Source organism: Aestuariivirga sp. (genome assembly GCF_047600585.1).
Classification (GTDB): Bacteria; Pseudomonadota; Alphaproteobacteria; order Rhizobiales; family Aestuariivirgaceae; genus Aestuariivirga.
The window spans coordinates 1,929,353-1,945,250 of sequence record NZ_JASGKP010000001.1; the positions used below are offsets into that span (position 1 = coordinate 1,929,353).

At 64.0% G+C, this 15,898-nt stretch carries 17 protein-coding genes; 5 read left to right on the forward strand and 12 right to left on the reverse strand.

Annotated elements, in window-relative coordinates; genetic code table 11:
- The first annotated feature begins 140 nt into the window (after nt 1-140).
- Nucleotides 141-1,082 (forward strand): DMT family transporter, encoded by a 942-nt coding sequence (locus QM801_RS09485; RefSeq protein ID WP_415018960.1) that lies wholly within the window; start codon nt 141-143, stop codon nt 1,080-1,082.
- Between the two features lie 9 nt (nt 1,083-1,091).
- Here QM801_RS09485 and QM801_RS09490 read toward each other — a convergent pair whose 3' ends face one another.
- The 10 genes from QM801_RS09490 to lgt all read right to left on the reverse strand — a co-directional run bounded on the left by QM801_RS09490 (nt 1,092) and on the right by lgt (nt 11,645).
- Nucleotides 1,092-2,906 carry an ABC-F family ATP-binding cassette domain-containing protein gene (locus tag QM801_RS09490; protein WP_415018961.1) on the reverse strand — a complete coding sequence of 605 codons (1,815 nt, stop codon included), beginning with the start codon at nt 2,904-2,906 and terminating at the stop codon, nt 1,092-1,094.
- Nucleotides 2,907-2,973: 67 nt separating this feature from the next.
- Entirely contained in the window at nt 2,974-3,969 is a 996-nt protein-coding gene (locus QM801_RS09495; RefSeq protein ID WP_415018962.1) for a DUF4424 domain-containing protein, read from the reverse strand.
- A 13-nt stretch (nt 3,970-3,982) separates the two neighbouring features.
- Entirely contained in the window at nt 3,983-4,744 is a 762-nt protein-coding gene (locus QM801_RS09500) for an ABC transporter permease (RefSeq protein WP_415018963.1), read from the reverse strand.
- Complete coding sequence (locus tag QM801_RS09505; protein WP_415018964.1) at nt 4,741-5,664, reverse strand: ABC transporter ATP-binding protein; 924 nt, start codon at nt 5,662-5,664, stop codon at nt 4,741-4,743. The genes QM801_RS09500 and QM801_RS09505 overlap by 4 nt, the downstream gene beginning before the upstream one ends.
- A gap of 42 nt (nt 5,665-5,706) precedes the next feature.
- Entirely contained in the window at nt 5,707-6,639 is a 933-nt protein-coding gene (locus QM801_RS09510) for a ribose-phosphate pyrophosphokinase (protein WP_415020910.1), read from the reverse strand.
- A gap of 135 nt (nt 6,640-6,774) precedes the next feature.
- Complete coding sequence (locus QM801_RS09515; protein WP_415018965.1) at nt 6,775-7,866, reverse strand: hypothetical protein; 1,092 nt, start codon at nt 7,864-7,866, stop codon at nt 6,775-6,777.
- Nucleotides 7,863-9,014, reverse strand: coding sequence for a M24 family metallopeptidase (locus tag QM801_RS09520; RefSeq protein ID WP_415018966.1), 1,152 nt, complete (start codon nt 9,012-9,014; stop codon nt 7,863-7,865). Before QM801_RS09520 ends, QM801_RS09515 begins: the two co-directional genes overlap by 4 nt.
- Nucleotides 9,015-9,031: 17 nt before the next feature.
- Nucleotides 9,032-9,793: a peptidoglycan editing factor PgeF gene (pgeF, locus tag QM801_RS09525; protein ID WP_415018967.1), complete on the reverse strand. Its 762-nt coding sequence runs from the start codon at nt 9,791-9,793 to the stop codon at nt 9,032-9,034.
- On the reverse strand, nt 9,790-10,839 hold the full coding sequence (locus QM801_RS09530; RefSeq protein ID WP_415018968.1) for a class I SAM-dependent methyltransferase: 1,050 nt from the start codon (nt 10,837-10,839) through the stop codon (nt 9,790-9,792). Before QM801_RS09530 ends, pgeF begins: the two co-directional genes overlap by 4 nt.
- The gene (gene lgt, locus QM801_RS09535) at nt 10,836-11,645 is read right to left on the reverse strand and encodes a prolipoprotein diacylglyceryl transferase (RefSeq protein WP_415018969.1); all 810 of its coding nucleotides are present in this window, start codon (nt 11,643-11,645) and stop codon (nt 10,836-10,838) included. Before lgt ends, QM801_RS09530 begins: the two co-directional genes overlap by 4 nt.
- Before the next feature lie 113 nt (nt 11,646-11,758).
- Between lgt and QM801_RS09540 the strand changes: the two genes are divergently transcribed.
- The 4 genes from QM801_RS09540 to QM801_RS09555 all read left to right on the forward strand — a co-directional run bounded on the left by QM801_RS09540 (nt 11,759) and on the right by QM801_RS09555 (nt 13,837).
- Nucleotides 11,759-12,034, forward strand: coding sequence for an accessory factor UbiK family protein (locus QM801_RS09540; RefSeq protein ID WP_415018970.1), 276 nt, complete (start codon nt 11,759-11,761; stop codon nt 12,032-12,034).
- A gap of 149 nt (nt 12,035-12,183) precedes the next feature.
- A complete protein-coding gene (locus tag QM801_RS09545) occupies nt 12,184-12,684 on the forward strand; it encodes a YbjN domain-containing protein (RefSeq protein ID WP_415018971.1) in 501 nt (166 codons plus the stop codon).
- Nucleotides 12,681-13,502 (forward strand): pyrroline-5-carboxylate reductase, encoded by an 822-nt coding sequence (gene proC / locus QM801_RS09550; RefSeq protein WP_415018972.1) that lies wholly within the window; start codon nt 12,681-12,683, stop codon nt 13,500-13,502. The genes QM801_RS09545 and proC overlap by 4 nt, the downstream gene beginning before the upstream one ends.
- Nucleotides 13,502-13,837 carry a tRNA-binding protein gene (locus QM801_RS09555; protein ID WP_415018973.1) on the forward strand — a complete coding sequence of 112 codons (336 nt, stop codon included), beginning with the start codon at nt 13,502-13,504 and terminating at the stop codon, nt 13,835-13,837. Before proC ends, QM801_RS09555 begins: the two co-directional genes overlap by 1 nt.
- Nucleotide 13,838: 1 nt before the next feature.
- Here QM801_RS09555 and QM801_RS09560 read toward each other — a convergent pair whose 3' ends face one another.
- Together QM801_RS09560 and QM801_RS09565 are read right to left on the reverse strand one after the other, a co-directional pair.
- Complete coding sequence (locus QM801_RS09560; protein ID WP_415018974.1) at nt 13,839-15,203, reverse strand: ATP-binding protein; 1,365 nt, start codon at nt 15,201-15,203, stop codon at nt 13,839-13,841.
- Complete coding sequence (locus tag QM801_RS09565; protein WP_415018975.1) at nt 15,204-15,893, reverse strand: response regulator; 690 nt, start codon at nt 15,891-15,893, stop codon at nt 15,204-15,206.
- Nucleotides 15,894-15,898: the final 5 nt, after the last annotated feature.

A 15,898-nucleotide genomic window follows, 5' to 3' on the forward strand; every position in this document is an offset into this window, starting at 1 on the left:
CCGGCTCACTTAACCTCCGGTTGTTATACTTTGTTTTAACTAAACCTTGGATAGCTTGAACTTGCCCAATGGATCATGAACTTGGACAGCTTCAAACAGGCTGCTTCGCGTAGGTTGCTCCCTCAAAAGGTCCGGTTACTTTGACGTCCAGAAATCCTTCCTCCAACGCGCTGCTGCAGTACGGACTCATCCTCGCGACCCTCGGTGGCTTTCTCTTCACCTTCGACCTGCCGCTCCTGCGGCTGGCCGGAGCCGAGAAGTGGGCCATGGTGGTGGCGCGCGGGGTGCTGCTCTTCGTGTCGATCAGCGCGAGTTGGCTGTTCCTGCGCATGTACCGCGGCAGCAAGACGCCGTTCATCGCCGGCAAGGCGGGCCTCGCGGTGGTCTTCACCAATACCATCGCCAACATCGCCTTCATCGGCGCGTCGGTCGAAACCGATGTGGCGAACCTCGTCTTCATCCTGGCGCTGGTGCCTGTCCTCACCGCCATCTTCTCGCGCATCTTCATCGGCGAACCGGTACATCCCTTCACCTGGGCGGCCTCGATCCTGGCCTTCATCGGCGTCTTCATCATCATCCGGGACGGCCTGCACAGCAGCAAGATCGTGGGCGACATGCTGGCGCTGCTCTGCGCCTGCTGCACCGCCGCCGCCTTCACCATCATCCGCGGCAGCGGCAAGAACGTCGCCACCAGCCTGGGCCTCGGCAGCCTCGTCTCGGCGCTGGTCGCCCTCCTCTTCTTCGATGCCCAGCTCGGCACGCTGACGAATACCGCCGGATTCGGCATGCCCGCCTGGTTCTGGCTGGCGCTCAACGGCCTCGTGATCATTCCGCTGTCGTCGACGCTCATTGCCAACGGCCCGCGCTACCTGCCCTCCGTCGATGTCAGCATGTTCTTCCTGCTCGAGACGGTTCTGACGCCGATCTGGATCTGGATGCTCTTCGGCGAAACGCCGAGCCGCGCCGTGCTCTGGGGCGGCATCATCATCATCGTGACGCTGGTGGTGCACAGCGCCTGGCGGCTGCGTTCCGGCATGGCGCCGGTACGGCCCGCCGTGCGCGAGGTCTACGCCGAGGACTGAGGCGCGGCCTCAGGCCCCTTCCAGTTCTTCCCGCAGCATCTCGAGTTCGAGCCATTGCTCTTCCGCTGCCGATTTCTCCACACTCGCCGCCGCATGGCGTGCCGTCGCTGCGGCAAAGGCCTTGGGGTCCTTACTGAACAAGTTGCTGTCTGCGAGCTTCTGTTCCAGCGCAAGAAGTTCAGCCGAAAGCGCCTCGATGCGGGCCGGCAGGGTTTCCAGCGCGTGCTTCTCCTTGAAGCTGAGCTTGCGTTTGCTGGCCGATGACGGCGCCTGCGGAGCGGTCTCCTTTGCGGGAGCAGGCTTCGGCGCCTCCTTCACCTTGCGGGCGGCAACACCTGCCCCGCGCTGTGCCACCATGTCTGAGTAGCCGCCGGCATATTCCACCCAGCGCCCCTCCCCTTCATGCATCAGCACGGAGGTGGCGATACGGTCGACGAAATCGCGGTCGTGGCTGACCAGCAGCAGCGTGCCCGTGTAGTCCGCCAGCAGTTCCTGGAGCAGATCGAGGGTTTCCAGATCGAGGTCGTTGGTGGGTTCGTCGAGGATCAGGAAGTTCGACGGACGGGCCAGTTCGCGGGCGAGGATCAGGCGTGCCCGTTCGCCGCCCGAGAGCACCGACACGGGCGTGCGCGCCTGTTCGGGGCGGAAGAGGAAATCCTGCATGTAGGTGATGACGTGCTTGGTCTCGCCGTTGATCGTCACCGAAGAGCCGCGCCCACCGGTGATCACGTCCGCAAGCGTGTCTGCTGGATTGAGACTCTGGCGGCTCTGGTCGAGCGCCACGATCTGCAGGTTGGTGCCGCGCTTGATGATGCCACTGTCGGGCTCGAGCTGCCCGGTGATGAGCTTGATCAGCGTCGTCTTGCCCGCGCCGTTGGGGCCGACGATGGCAAGCCTGTCGCCGCGCAGGATGAGGAGATCGAGATTGCTGACGATGCGGCGCTCGCCGAAGCTCTTCGATATCTTCTGGGCTTCGACCACAAGCTTGCCGGAGGTTTCCCCCGCCGCGGCCTGCAGCGTCACCGTGCCCAAACGGCCCACATGTTCCTTCCGTTCGGTGCGGAGTGACGCAAGCAGCGCAACGCGGCGCATGTTGCGCTTGCGCCGTGCGGTGACGCCATAGCGCATCCAGTGTTCTTCAGTGGCGATCCGCTGGGCGAGGCGCGCCTGCTCCTTTTCCTCGGCATCGATCACTTCGTCGCGCCACTCCTCGAAATGGGCAAAGCTGCGGTCCATGCGGCGCGATGCGCCCCGGTCAAGCCAGACCACGGCATTCGAGAGGTTCTCGAGGAAGCGGCGGTCATGGCTGATCAGGATCATGGCCGCGCGGGATGATTTCAGCGTCTCTTCCAGCCATTCGATGGCGGGCAGGTCGAGATGGTTGGTCGGCTCGTCCAGGAGCAGCACATCCGGGTCGGGCGCGAGGGTGCGGGCCAGTGCCGCCCGCCGTGCTTCGCCGCCTGACAGGCGCTGCGGATCCTCCTCACCCGTGAGGCCCAGTTCATTGAGCAGCAGCTGGGCGCGGTAGGGATTGTCGGTGGGACCGAGGCCGGCCTCCACATAGGCAAGCACAGTGGTGAAGCCCGCAAAATCCGGCTCCTGCGGCAGGTATCGCACCGTGGTGCCGGGCTGGAAGAAGCGCTCGCCGGAATCCTGCTCGATCATGCCGGCCACGATCTTCAGCAACGTAGACTTGCCGGTGCCGTTGCGGCCCACAAGGGCAATGCGCTCCCCTTCCGACAGCATCAGCGAGACGCCCTCGAGCACGGGCTTGCCGCCGAAGGTCAGGTGGATGTCCTGCAGGTTGAGAAGAAGTCGGGCCATGGTGGCGCGGGGTCTAGCGCATCGTCAGCCGAATGGAAACGCCCAAGGCTTTGGCGCATTCAACGCCTCACTGCTGCGTGTCGAGCCACTCCACGATCAGGATATTGAGGTCGTCCTGCGGCTCGAAGTTTGTTTTCCGCACTTCGAATTGCGTGGGTCCGATCTTCTTCACACCGTCGGCGCAGAAGCTGACGAGATTGCCGGGCTTGCCCTTGTCGATGACGAGGTGGAAATCCTTGATCGGGCCCTTCCAGTTCGCCCCGGACTTCAGCACATAGCCCAGCCACCATTCGCTGTAGGGACCCGGGTTCTCCTCTGTCTTGCGCTTGGCCAGTTCCCTGTCGAAGGATTTGTACCAGCCGTCCTCGATGCAATATTTGCGGGTGCGCTCCTTGCCCCAGTCCTCGTTGCGGTAATCGACATTGAGGGCACCGCCGACACTCCCACCCACCAGCGGCTTGTAGCTGTGCTCCACCGAGATGGTCTTTCCCGCCGGGAACACCTGCGTGCGGGTGATGGAGGTCCGAACGTTCCACACCGGAATGTAGGCAGGTTCGCTGTCCGTGCCGGCATTGGTGATCACGCCATCCTTCAGCAACGCGTCGCGGGTTGCGGCATCCAGTTCCGTCGCTTTCTTGTTGAAGACCTGGAAATCCTTGGCGCTGCTCAGCGGCCAGCCCAGCGCATTGAGCCTTGCGGTGACATCACTGCCGTTGACGATGGCCTGCTGCACGATCTCGTACGTGACGGGCTTGCCTTCGACCACGGTCTTGAAGCCGATGTCCGAAGTCGCGTCGATGAAATAGTAAGGGCTGCTTTCGTCATAAACCTGCTCGGGCAGCGGAAAGGCAACGAGCGTCTCGATGTCCTTGTCCGTCGTGTTGGTGAAACGATACTTCACCCGCACCTCGTCCTTCGAAATGAAAAGGTCCTCACTGTCGAGGCTGACCGCCTCGGACTTCACCAGCACGAGGCCGCCAAGAGCCGTTTCCGCCTGGCTGTCATTGGCGCGGGCGAAGCTGCTCGCCGCAACAAGCAGCAGCAGTGCAAAGACGAGCCGCATGAGGGCACTCCTGTCAGTTCTTGAGCCGGTACCCCGTGCGGAACATCCACGAGACGGCGCCAAGACAGACTGCAAGGAAAACGCCCGTCATGGCAAGACTGACCCACACCGAAACGTCCGACACCTCGTTGAAGCTCCAGCGGAAGCCGCTGACGAGATAGACCACGGGATTGAACAGCGACAGCCCGTGCCAGAAGGGCGGCAGGATGCCGATGGGGTAGAAGCTCCCGCCCAGGAAGGTGAGCGGCGTGATCACGAGGAGCGGGATGATCTGCAGCTTCTCGAAGCCATCCGCCCACAGGCCGATCAGGAAGCCGAAAAGGCTGAAGGTGATCGCGGTGAGCAGCAGGAAGAGGATCATCCACACGGGATGCGCGATGTTGAGCGGCACGAAGAAGGCCGAGGTGGCGAGGATGATGAGGCCGATCAGCAGCGACTTCGAAGCGGCGGCACCGACAAAGCCCAGCACCATTTCCATGGGCGACACGGGTGCGGAGAGATATTCGTAGATGGTGCCGGAGAAGCGCGGAAAATAGATACCGAAGGAAGCATTGCTCACCGATTGCGTGAGCAGCGACAGCATCACCAGCCCCGGCACGATGAAGGCCCCGTAGCTCACGCCCTCGATGCTCTGGATGCGCGAGCCGATCGCCGCCCCGAAGACCACGAAGTAAAGAACCGTGGAGATGACGGGCGAGATCAGGCTCTGCCCCAGGGTGCGGAAGAAGCGCGCCATCTCGTAGTGGTAGATTGCCCAGACACCGCGCAGGTTCATTGCTTCACCAGTCCCATGAAAATGTCTTCGAGCGAGCTTTGCTCGGTATGGAGGTCGCCGAATTTCACCTTGGCATCGGTCACCGCCTGCAGCACCTCGGCGATGGTGTGCCGGGGCTTCTGCATGTCATAGGCATAGACCAGCTCCCTGCCCTCCTTGGCGAGGGTGACGCCAAGGGCCGCCAGTGCCTTCGGCAGTTTGGCAAGCGGTGCGGTGAGTTCCAGGGTCAGCTGCTTCTGCCCCATCTTGCGCATCAGGGCCTTCTTCTCCTCCACGAGGATCAGTTCGCCCTTGGAGATGACGCCGACCCGGTCGGCAAGGTCTTCCGCTTCCTCGATGTAGTGGGTGGTGAGGATGATGGTGACGCCGCTTTCCCGCAGGTCGCGCACGATCCGCCACATGTCCTGCCGGAGTTCCACGTCCACACCCGCCGTGGGTTCATCGAGGAAGAGGATGCGGGGCTCATGGGCCAGCGCCTTGGCAATCAGCACGCGCCGCTTCATGCCGCCCGAGAGCGCCATGATCTTGGAGTCGCGTTTGTCCCAGAGCGAGAGCTGGCGCAGCACCTTTTCGAGATAGGCATCGTTGCGCGGCTTGCCGAAGAGCATGCGCGAAAAGGCCACCGTGTCCCATACCGTCTCGAAGATGCTCAGGTGCAGTTCCTGCGGCACGAGGCCGATCAGGCTGCGGGCATTGCGGAAGTCGCTCGCATTGTCGTGGCCCGAGACCAGCACGGTGCCCGATGACTTCGTGACCGTGCCGCAGATGATGCTGATGAGGGTTGTCTTGCCGGCGCCGTTCGGCCCGAGGAGCGCAAAAATCTCGCCCGGGGCGATTTCGAGATTGACCGCCTTCAGGGCGGTGAGGCCCGTCGCGTAGGTCTTGGAGACGTTCTGGATGGAAATGGCTGCGGATTGCATCGCCGCAATGTAGTGCGGCGCGCCCGCTTATTCAAACAGGCCTTATTCGAACAAGCTGGAGACGCTTTCCTCACGCGAGGTGCGGCCGATGGCTTCGCCGATCAGCGAGGCAATCGAGATCACCCGGATGTTGCGGGCGACCTTCACTGCCTCCGTCGGTTGAATCGAGTCGGTGATGACGAGGTTTTTCAACTTGGACGAAGTGATGCGGGCCACCGCACCCCCCGAGAGCACGCCGTGGGTGATGTAGGCGGAAACGTCCTTCGCCCCCTGCTCCAGCAGTGCCTCGGCGGCGTTGCAAAGCGTGCCGCCCGAGTCGACAATGTCGTCGATCAGGATGCAGGACTTGCCCTTCACTTCACCGATGATGTTCATCACTTCCGATTCACCGGCGCGCTCGCGCCGCTTGTCGACGATGGCGAGCGGACAATCGAGCCGCTTGGCCAGCGCACGGGCACGCACGACGCCGCCGACGTCAGGCGACACCACAACGGTGTTGGCCACGTCGTTGTGCTGCTTGATGTCACGCACGAAGACCGGACCGGCGAAAAGGTTGTCGGTGGGAATGTCGAAGAAGCCCTGAATTTGCCCGGCGTGCAGGTCCATGGTGAGGACGCGGTCGGCGCCTGCATGGGTGATGAGGTTCGCGACCAGCTTGGCCGAGATCGGCGTGCGGGCCGAAGGCTTCCGGTCCTGGCGGGCATAGCCGAAATAGGGGATCACGGCGGTGATGCGCTTGGCCGAGGCACGGCGCAGCGCGTCGGTGATGATCAGCAGTTCCATCAGGTGGTCGTTGGCGGGGAAGCTCGTGGACTGCACCACGAACATGTCCTGGCCGCGCACGTTCTCCTGGATCTCCACGAACACTTCCATGTCGTTGAAGCGCCGGACAACGGCTTTGGTGATGGGCATGTGCAGGTATGAGCAGATCGCTTCGGCGAGAGGTTTGTTGCTGTTGCCGGTAATGATCTTCATCATGCCTGAGGTTCCCGCGTCTCGCCCTGTTGCGGGGTCTATAACCGCCGGAAACGCCGGATAAAAGGGTTTCCATGCCGCAGTGCACATATTTGGTTAGAATTTGGCTTCCGGGGTTCCGGAAAACGCCCTTGATCAGCGGTATTTCTGGATCAGGCTGAAAATGCCCTCGGCGGCCGCCTCCGCCGCGTAGCGGGCATTGTCGCCCCATTCCTTGTCGAGGGAGCCGGCCGGCACGGCATTGTCCTGCTTCAGGTTGCCCAAATTCTTGCCATCGGGAGTGAGCACGTCCCAGACGATCTTAACGCTCTGGGTGGCACCATGGGCCTCGCCGATGACGACGCGGCCCTGCACGGTGAGGGCATCGCCCCGGGCGGCCGTCAGGATCGGCCAGCCTGCCTGCTGCAGGGCGTCCCGCATGGCGATGGTCAGTTCCTTGTTGCCGGAGCCGGTGGCGCCCTTCACCGAAGGCACCGCCACGGCCTTGATGGTGACGGCCCCCGGCTTTGCCGGCTTCTTCGCCGGATCATCGGCAGGCGGGGTCGCTGCCGCAGTATCCATGGGCGGCGTTGCCGCATCGGCCTGCTGTTCGGCCGCCTGCTGCTCCGCCATCAGCTCCGGCGGAATGTTGCCGGGGCCGTAGAGGGTCTCAAGATCAAGCTCGTTATGGGCATTGGGACCCGCCTCAACGAAAACCTCCCAGGGCGGACGGGCCAGCGGGTTCTCGACCGGGATGGGGTCGGGGATCTGGTCCTGCGGATTGGGCGTGACCGGGGCCGCCTGTTTCTTTGACGTGGCCGCGCGCAGACGGTCGAGCAAGGTCAGCTTCGGGGCCGGCGCGGGGGACGCTTCGGCCGCGGCAACCTGTTGCGCAGGCGGCGGTGCGGGGGCTTCAGCCGCGGCCTGCTGCTCTGCCTGAACAGGCTCGACGGGCGGCGGTGCCAGAGTGGCCACCTGTTGATCAGGTGGCGTTGCGAGGCTTTGCACGGCCGGTGCCGTCGTCGCGGTGGTGGCGGGCGCGCCAGCCGCCAGCGATCTGTTCGATGTCACAGCAGGATCGGCGGGTTGCGCGACCGCGGGCGGCGTGGCGGACACGTCCCGGCGGCCGAGTGTGTCCATCCGCTTCGGCAGTTCGGCGAGGCGTCGCAGATCCTGCTGCAGGGGCGAGTTGGCGTCCGTGCAGCCTGCCAGCGCCAACGCCACAGCTATGGCCGCAAGCCACTTCACCTGACGATCATCTCCAGCGAATGTCGCGACACGGGCTCGGGCTTGTCCTTGGTGAGGATGTACGTGCGGCCAAGGCAATAGGCATTGCCCGAGTTCGAATCCATCAGGATCATGTGCGCGAAGAACACCATGCCCGCCCCCAGTTCGGCTTCGTTGCCGGCGTAGAACATGGGCATATCCATCCAGCTTGGCGTGAACTTTGCGCCCAGCGAATAGCCGCAGGCATTGAGGCGGTGATCCTTCATGCCGTGCTCGTCCATCACGCGGGCGTGGGCGGCGAAAACATCGCCCGCCGTGTTGCCCGGGCGGAGCTTCTCCTCCACCGCCGCAAGCGCCGCCTGGCAGGCGGTGTCCATCGCCTCGTGATGGCGCGACGGCTTGCCGATGATCAGCGTGCGCATGAAGGCCGCGTGATAGTGGCGGTAGACGCCGGCCCATTCGAGGGTGAGCTGGTCGCGTTTCGAGAGTTTGCGGCGTCCCGCCTTGTAGCGGCAGAGCAGCGCATCGCGGCCCGAGCCGATGATGAACTCGTTGGCGGGATAATCTCCGCCGCCGGCAAAGATGGCGCTCTGCTGGGCGGCGAGAATGTCGCCTTCGTCGGCCCCTGCCCTGGTTTTGCGAATGGCGGCCTTGAGAGCCGCATCGCCAAGCTCGCCCGCCTTGCGCACATATTTCAGTTCGGCGGGAGACTTGATGAGGCGAAGCCGATCGACAAGGTCAGTCGCTTCCTTCAGCGTGCAGAAGCCGTCGAGGGCGGCGTCCACCGCCTTGCCGTTGAAATGGGTAAGGCCATAGGACTTCGTCTCGATGCCCAGCGTGTGGCCGCGGCAGCCGAGGCTTTCCAGCATGTCCTTCAGTTGCGCGGCGGGCTGTGCCCCTGCCGCGTCGGTCCAGATGCGGATGTCGTCGATGATCGAGGTGTGCTGCGCCTGGCGGAGATCGGCGGAGCGGGTGAGCAAGGCCATGCGGCCGTCGGCACCCACATAGAGACACTGGAAGAAGCAGAAGCCAAAGGTGTCGTAGCCGGTGAGCCAGTACATGCTCTCCTGCTGGAAGAGCAGCATGCCATCGAGGCCGCGCGCCGCCATGGCTGCAGTGGCCCTGTCCATGCGGGCCTTGAACTCGTCGCGGGTGAAGTGGATGGCCATGGCTCAGTCCGTTGCTCTCATACCAAAGCTATGACCGAAATCAGGCGGCCGTAATCCTGTTCGCCGCGGTGCGTGGCGCGGCGGTAGCTGTAGAAGCGGGCTTCATCGCTGTAGGTGCAGAGCTCGAGGTCATGCACGCTGCCAACCCCCTCCCGCCTCATGCGGTCGGTCAAATAGCGTGGCAGATCAAACATGTGGTGGCCGTCCTTCACACTCGGGGTGAAGTACTGGGCGTGTGCCGCATCCTGTTCGAGGAACGGCTTCGGAAACTCCGGTCCGACTTCATAGGCGGCCTTCGAAATCGTCGGTCCAAGCACCGCAACGGTGCGGGTGCGGACGGCGCCCAAGCGCTCCATCGCCTGCAGCGTGGCTTCGGTGACGCCGGTGAGCGCACCCTTCCAGCCGGCATGACAGGCACCGACGACACCCGCTTCCGCATCGGCGAACAGCACCGGTCCGCAGTCGGCCGTCAGCACGCCGATGCCGATGCCCTTTGTCTTGGTCACGAGACCATCGACCTTGGGTCGATCACCGATGCTCCAGGGCGTCGTCACCTCGATCGCCTCGGCGCTGTGCACCTGGTGGGCTGTCACGAGGCTCGACGGCAGTACGCTCACGCCACGGGCCACGATCTCGCGGTTCATGCGCACAAGATCCGGATCATCGCCCGATCCCAGCCCGCAATTGAGCGAGGCGAATATACCGGTGGAATGGCCGCCGCCACGGGTGAAAAACCCGTGCGCAACGCCGGGGTGGTTCAGGGCATCACTGTCAATCATCTCGCACCAAAGGGGTATGGCGGGGCCAGTCCCGCACTCGTGACCGCCATCACTTTGAAAAGGTGGCCCATCTGGTCAGGATGCGCAAGCCGTTCCGATGCCGCGACCAGATTGGTGCGGGCCTCGCCTTCGATCGTCCGCGACAGCACCTCGGTGCGGGCTTCAAGACCCATGGCATTGAGGAAATCACCCTGCGTCATCAGCCCCGCTACCTGTGCGCCCTCGACGACGCAGGCACGGCCCAGCGCTTCGAAGTCCACATGCGAGGTGATGTCGGCCTCGCCCGGCTGTTCGGTCACGGGTACGTAGCGGTGCTTGTGCATGGCCTGCAGCGTGTCGCCGAAAGCGGTGCGCACATGGCCGTAGTCGATCACCAGCGCTGCGCCGCCCTGTGTCGCGATCTGATCAGCCATCTCGCGGGCCACGGCAACCCGGAGTGATTGATCTTCGAAGATCCCCTCGCCCCGCATGCGGAGTTCCATGGCGGATGGCACAAGCCCCACCTCGAGCGCTTCGCCCGAAAGGCCGATCACGCGTTCGAAGACGCGGCCGTCCTTGCGCTCGAACTGGCGGATGGGAAGCGCATCGAAGAATTCATTTGCGATGATGATGCTGGGCTGCGCCGGAAGTGACGCCAGCGCGTGGTGCCACGTCGCCTTGGGCACGCGCGCCTGCTGCTCTGCCCGCAAGGTGGGACTCGTCTCGACGAAGTGGACCTCGACCGCCTTGGCGCAGGCCTCGACCTTGGCGAGCACGCGGAGCATGTCCGCCATCAGCGTACCGCGGCCGGGCCCGAGTTCGATGAGCGCGAAACGGCGGGGCGAGCCCAAGGCTTCCCACACCTGCGCCACCCAGACACCGATCAGCTCGCCGAAGATCTGCGATATCTCGGGCGAGGTCGTGAAATCGCCCTTGGCACCGAGCGGATCGCGGGTGACGTAGTAGCCGTGTTCCGGATGCCCGAGGCAGAGCGCCATGTAGCGGTCGAGCGGCATCGGGCCATCGTCGCGGATCATACCGCGGATGATCTCGCCAAGCGCCGTCATCCCGTGTGCCGCGAGCGGATGAGAAGCCAGAAGCCGACGAGCAAAAGAGGCAACGACAGGAACATGCCCATGGTGAAGATGCCACCGAAATAGCCCAGGAAGGAATCGGGCTCGCGGAAGAACTCCACGAAGATGCGGGAGAGCGCATATCCTAGCGCGAATATGCCCGAGGCGCGGCCCGGGTGCTTCAGCGCACCATAGCGGTGCGTGGCGATGCGCACCGCGAGGAACAGCACCAGCCCCTCCAGCAGAGCTTCGTAGAGCTGGCTCGGATGGCGGGCAAAGGTTTCACCCGGAAAGACCACCGCCCACGGCAGGTCGCTGGGCCGGCCCCAGAGTTCCGCGTTGATGAAGTTGGCAAGCCGCCCGAGACCGAGGCCGACCGGCACCGCGGCGGCGCCCAGATCAAGCATGCGGTCCAGCGTCTTGTCATGCATGCGGCCATAGATCAGGCAGGCGATGACCACGCCGAGGAAGCCGCCGTGGAAAGACATGCCGCCATCCCAGGTGTGGAAGATCTGCAGCGGATTGTGGAGATAGAACCCCGGCTTGTAGAACAGCACGTAACCGAGCCTGCCGCCCACGACCACGCCGAGCAGCGCGTAGATGAAGAAATCATCCGCCTCCGCCGGAGACAGGGTGGGCGGATTGGCCCCCCACAGGCGCGGCTGGCGGGCGAGGTACTTGATGTACCAGACCGCGAAGAGCAGCCCCGCCACATAGGCAAGGGCATACCAGTGGATGGCCAGCGGCCCGATCTGCAGCGCGACCGGGTCCAGCCCGGGATGGTTAATGACGGCGAACATGCCCTGCTCTTAAGTGTTTCGCAGCGCGCCGCCAAGCCCGCGGGGTGCGGCCCGGCGGCACTTGAATCGGGCCTGCCGAATGCCTAGTTGAGAGCCAGCAAAAGGAGTTCACCATGGTCACCACCAATTCCAAGTTCTTTGACGAACTCGCCAAGCTTATGGGCAACGCAGCGACCGCGGCCCAGGGCGTGCGCAAGGAAGTGGATACGCTGGTGCAGGGCCAGGTCGAGCGTGTGCTCAACAACCTCAATGTGGTGAAGCGCGAAGAATTCGACGTGGTGAAGGAGATGGCTGCGAAGGCACGCAGCGAGAACGAAGAACTCGCAAAGCAAATCGCCGATCTCGAAGCCCGACTCGCCGCAACGACGAAGCCGGCCGAGTCTGTCTGAGACTCGACGGCTTCCACCAGCTTCAACGCTGTCGCCGGTCTGCACAAATTTGTGTGGAGGAATCGGCGGCGTTCTTGTCCCAACTCGTTCCCATCATCATGTTGAGCCTCAGCCAACGAACTTGATTCTTCCGTTGGCGGAGGATTTTGATGGGCCTTGCGGCGACAATCGACCCCATTCACTCCAACCCGCTGGACCGGGTTGAGCGCCTTGCCGAGCGCCGTGACTGGACTCTGAACCGGCCGAGCAACGACGAACTTCTCATGGCGGTGGAAGGCGGCTGGTGCGCGCTCTCCATGTCGCTCTCCTGGCGCGACGACCTGGAGTCGCTTCTCGTCGCCTGCGCCTTCGAACTGAAGGTGCCGGACAAGCGCCGTGAGGAAATGGCGCGCCTCGTTGCCGCCATCAATTCCCAGCTCCTGCACGGCCACTTCGAATTCTGGGAGAAGGATGGCTCGATCCTTTTCCGCAACAGCCTCATCCTGGCGGGTGGCGCCGAAGCCAATGACGCCCAGTGCGAGGCCCTGATCCGCATCGCCGTGGACTGCTGCCAGCGCTATTACCCCGCCGTGCAGTTCGTCATCTGGGCCGGACACACCGCCGAGCAGGCGCTTGACAGCGCCCTTCTGGAAACCCACGGTGAGGCATGAGCATCTCACTGAAAGGAACGCTGGTCCTGATCGGGGCCGGCAAGATGGGCGGAGCCATGCTGGAAGGCTGGCTAAAGGCGGGCGTTGATCCGCGCCAGGTCGTGGCGCTTGATCCCGGACCTCCCCCCGAAGTCGCCGCCCTCCTGAAAGCCAAGGGCATCCGTCACAACCCGCCGCTGGCCGAGATCCGCGATGCGGAAGTGCTTCTTACCGCCGTGAAGCCGCAGGTGATGGAGGATGTGCTGACGCCCTTGCGCAGCCTTGGGGCCAGCAAGCCCCTCATCCTCTCCATTGCCGCGGGCAAGACCATCGCTTCCTTCGAGCGCCACTTCGGCAGCGACGCAGCGGTGATCCGCACCATTCCCAATACCCCGGCTGCGGTCGGGCGCGGCATCACGGCGATGGCCGCCAACAAGAACGTCTCCGCCGCGCAGATGGCGCTGGCGGAACAGCTTCTCCAGTCGATCGGCGAAGTGGTCCGCGTCGAGAATGAGTCCCTGATCGACGCGGCAACGGCCGTCTCCGGTTCTGGCCCGGCCTATGTCTTCTACCTCACCGAATGCCTGGCCGCCGCAGCGGAAGCGGTGGGCCTCCCGCCGGACGTTGCGGTCAAGCTGGCGCGGGCCACGGTGGCGGGCTCCGGCGAGCTGATGCGCTCCTCCGGCATCGATGCGGCAACCCTCCGCCAGAACGTGACATCGCCCAAGGGCACCACCTACGAGGCACTGCAGGTGCTGATGGCCGACACCGGCATGAAGCCGCTGATGATCGAGGCGGTGAAGGCCGCAGCCCGCCGCTCCAGGGAGCTGGCAAGCTGATGACGATTACCTTTGATGATTTCGAGAAGGTCGACATCCGTGTCGGCACGGTGATCGGCGTTGAGCCCTTCCCGGAGGCGCGCAAGCCCGCCTTCAAGCTGCGGATCGACTTCGGCCCGGAGATCGGCGTGAAGCGCTCTTCCGCCCAGATCACCAAGCACTATACGATCGAGACCCTGCTGGGCCGTCAGGTGGCTGCAGTCGTGAATTTCCCGCCACGCCAAATCGGCCCCTTCATGTCAGAGGTGCTGACCCTCGGCTTCCCTGACCCGCAGGGCGGCGTCGTCCTGATCGGCCCCGACCAGGACGTGCCGAACGGCGGCAAACTCTTCTGATCTAGACGGGCAACTTCACGATCGCGCGGAGGCCGCCCAGCGGACCGTCCTCCAGCATGATCTCGCCGCCGTGGGCATGGGCAATGTCCTGGGCGATGGCGAGGCCGAGGCCCGTTCCCGTCTCATCAAGGTTGCGGGCATTGTCGAGGCGCACGAAGGGCCGGAAGGCCTGCTCGCGCTGATGCGGCGGGATTCCGGGGCCATTGTCATCGATGTTGAGCCACAGGCGGTGATCCCTCACCTCGCCCGAGATCTGCACCTTGTGGCCATAGCGCACGGCATTGCTGATGAGGTTGGCGAGGAGGCGGCGGAATGCGTTGGCCTTGAGTCGCACGGTCACCTGCGGAAGGCTGTCGATCCTGACGACGGCATCGGAGTCCGGACGGTCGCGCTCCACATTGTCCACCGTCTGCCGCACCGCATCGGGCACGTTCACATCTGTCGCCTGTTCGCCACCGTCACCCTTCACGAAGGCCATGTAGTCTTCCAGCATGTGCTGCATTTCATCCACGTCTTCCTTGAGCGGATGAACCTTGGGGTTGTCGCCAAGCACGGCGAGTTCGAGCTTGAAGCGCGTGAGGATGGTGCGAAGGTCGTGCGAGACGCCGGCCAGCATGTCGGTGCGCTGTTCGACGTGCCGCGCGATGCGGCGGCGCATGTCGAGGAAGGCATTGCCGGCGGCGCGGATTTCGTCGGCACCCCGGGGGTGGAAGTTGGAGGTATCGCGGCCAAGTCCGAAGTTCTTCGCCGCCTCCGCCAGTTCGAGGATGGGCTTCACCTGCTTGCGCAGGAAGATCATGGCAACACCCAGAAGCACGCCTGACGCGGCCAGCATCAGGGCGAGCAGGAAGCCCGTGCCGCTCGCCTGGGCGCGTTCGCTTTCGGTACGGATGCGGAAGATGGTGCCCTTGTCGACCTCGACCTGCACTTCCACCTGCCCATCGGGACCGGAACTCGAAACCCAGAAGGCCCGGCCGGTGTCACGCGTCAGGTACTTCTGCATCTTGCGTTCGAAGAGCGCATAGAACGGCGGATCGACGACAGGTGGCAGATCCGCATTGCGGATCACGTCCATGTCGAGGCGGAGCTTGCTGCGGGCGCGCTCCTGAACGGCCTCGATGGCCGCAGCCGATCTGTCGGAGCGCTGGTAGTCGTCGACCAGCATGCCGATTTCCATGGAGAGCGAACGGCCCAGCGCCTTGGTGACGTTGTCCCAGTGGCGGTCGAGGATGATGACGGCCATGATCGTCTGAAGCAGCACGATGGGCGCAATCAGGATGATCAGGGCGCGCTTGTAGAGACCGCCCGGCAAATGGCGCTCGAGGAAGCGGTTGAAACGGTTCGTGAGGGTGCGGTCTTGCGTCATCTACTCGGCATTCTCCAGGAACAGCACGTAGCCTTCGCCGCGCACGGTTTGCAACAGGCTCGGATTGGCCGGATCCGTTTCGATCTTCTGGCGGAGACGGTTGATCTGCACGTCCACGGCGCGGGCGGCCTCATCCTGCCCAGACCCGCGCAAGGCGGCCCGCGAGACAGGCTTGCCACCCGCCTGCACGAGGTGGCGCAGCAATTCCTTCTCGCGCCCCGTGAGGCGCACGATCTCGCCGCCTCTCCACAATTCACCCTTCTGCATGTCGAAGATACAATCGCCGAACTGTGCCTCCTTGATGGCAGGCGCGGTGGGGCCATTGCGGCGGAGCAGATTGCGCACCCGCAGCAGGAGTTCCTCCGGCTCGAAGGGTTTCACGAGATAGTCATCGCTGCCCGCGGCCAGGCCCTTGATCCGGTCGGCGCTTTCGGCGCGGGCGGAGAGCATGAGGATCGGAACGTCGTGGCGGGCGCTGCGGAGCGATTCCGCGAAGCTGACGCCGCTTTCACCCGGCATCATCACGTCGAGCACGATCAGGTCGAAAACGACACCGCGCATGCGTTCGCGGGCTTCCGCCGCATTGGCGGCGGTGGTGACGCGATAGCCGTTGGTGACGAGATAGGTATCGAGCAAAGCCCGGATGCGGCGGTCGTCGTCGACGACAAGAATGTGGAATGCCTCGCTCACGCCAT

What these genes read in the sequence shown, in the direction of transcription:
- QM801_RS09510 (WP_415020910.1), bottom strand. Translation starts at nt 6,639, where the DNA reads ATGAAGATCATTACCGGCAACAGCAACAAACCTCTCGCCGAAGCGATC.
- QM801_RS09560 (WP_415018974.1), bottom strand. Translation starts at nt 15,203, where the DNA reads ATGACGCAAGACCGCACCCTCACGAACCGTTTCAACCGCTTCCTCGAG.
- pgeF (WP_415018967.1), bottom strand. Translation starts at nt 9,793, where the DNA reads ATGATTGACAGTGATGCCCTGAACCACCCCGGCGTTGCGCACGGGTTT.
- lgt (WP_415018969.1), bottom strand. Translation starts at nt 11,645, where the DNA reads ATGTTCGCCGTCATTAACCATCCCGGGCTGGACCCGGTCGCGCTGCAG.
- QM801_RS09505 (WP_415018964.1), bottom strand. Translation starts at nt 5,664, where the DNA reads ATGCAATCCGCAGCCATTTCCATCCAGAACGTCTCCAAGACCTACGCG.
- QM801_RS09520 (WP_415018966.1), bottom strand. Translation starts at nt 9,014, where the DNA reads ATGGCCATCCACTTCACCCGCGACGAGTTCAAGGCCCGCATGGACAGG.
- QM801_RS09490 (WP_415018961.1), bottom strand. Translation starts at nt 2,906, where the DNA reads ATGGCCCGACTTCTTCTCAACCTGCAGGACATCCACCTGACCTTCGGC.
- QM801_RS09530 (WP_415018968.1), bottom strand. Translation starts at nt 10,839, where the DNA reads ATGACGGCGCTTGGCGAGATCATCCGCGGTATGATCCGCGACGATGGC.
- proC (WP_415018972.1), top strand. Translation starts at nt 12,681, where the DNA reads ATGAGCATCTCACTGAAAGGAACGCTGGTCCTGATCGGGGCCGGCAAG.
- QM801_RS09495 (WP_415018962.1), bottom strand. Translation starts at nt 3,969, where the DNA reads ATGCGGCTCGTCTTTGCACTGCTGCTGCTTGTTGCGGCGAGCAGCTTC.
- QM801_RS09555 (WP_415018973.1), top strand. Translation starts at nt 13,502, where the DNA reads ATGACGATTACCTTTGATGATTTCGAGAAGGTCGACATCCGTGTCGGC.
- QM801_RS09545 (WP_415018971.1), top strand. Translation starts at nt 12,184, where the DNA reads ATGGGCCTTGCGGCGACAATCGACCCCATTCACTCCAACCCGCTGGAC.
- QM801_RS09540 (WP_415018970.1), top strand. Translation starts at nt 11,759, where the DNA reads ATGGTCACCACCAATTCCAAGTTCTTTGACGAACTCGCCAAGCTTATG.
- QM801_RS09500 (WP_415018963.1), bottom strand. Translation starts at nt 4,744, where the DNA reads ATGAACCTGCGCGGTGTCTGGGCAATCTACCACTACGAGATGGCGCGC.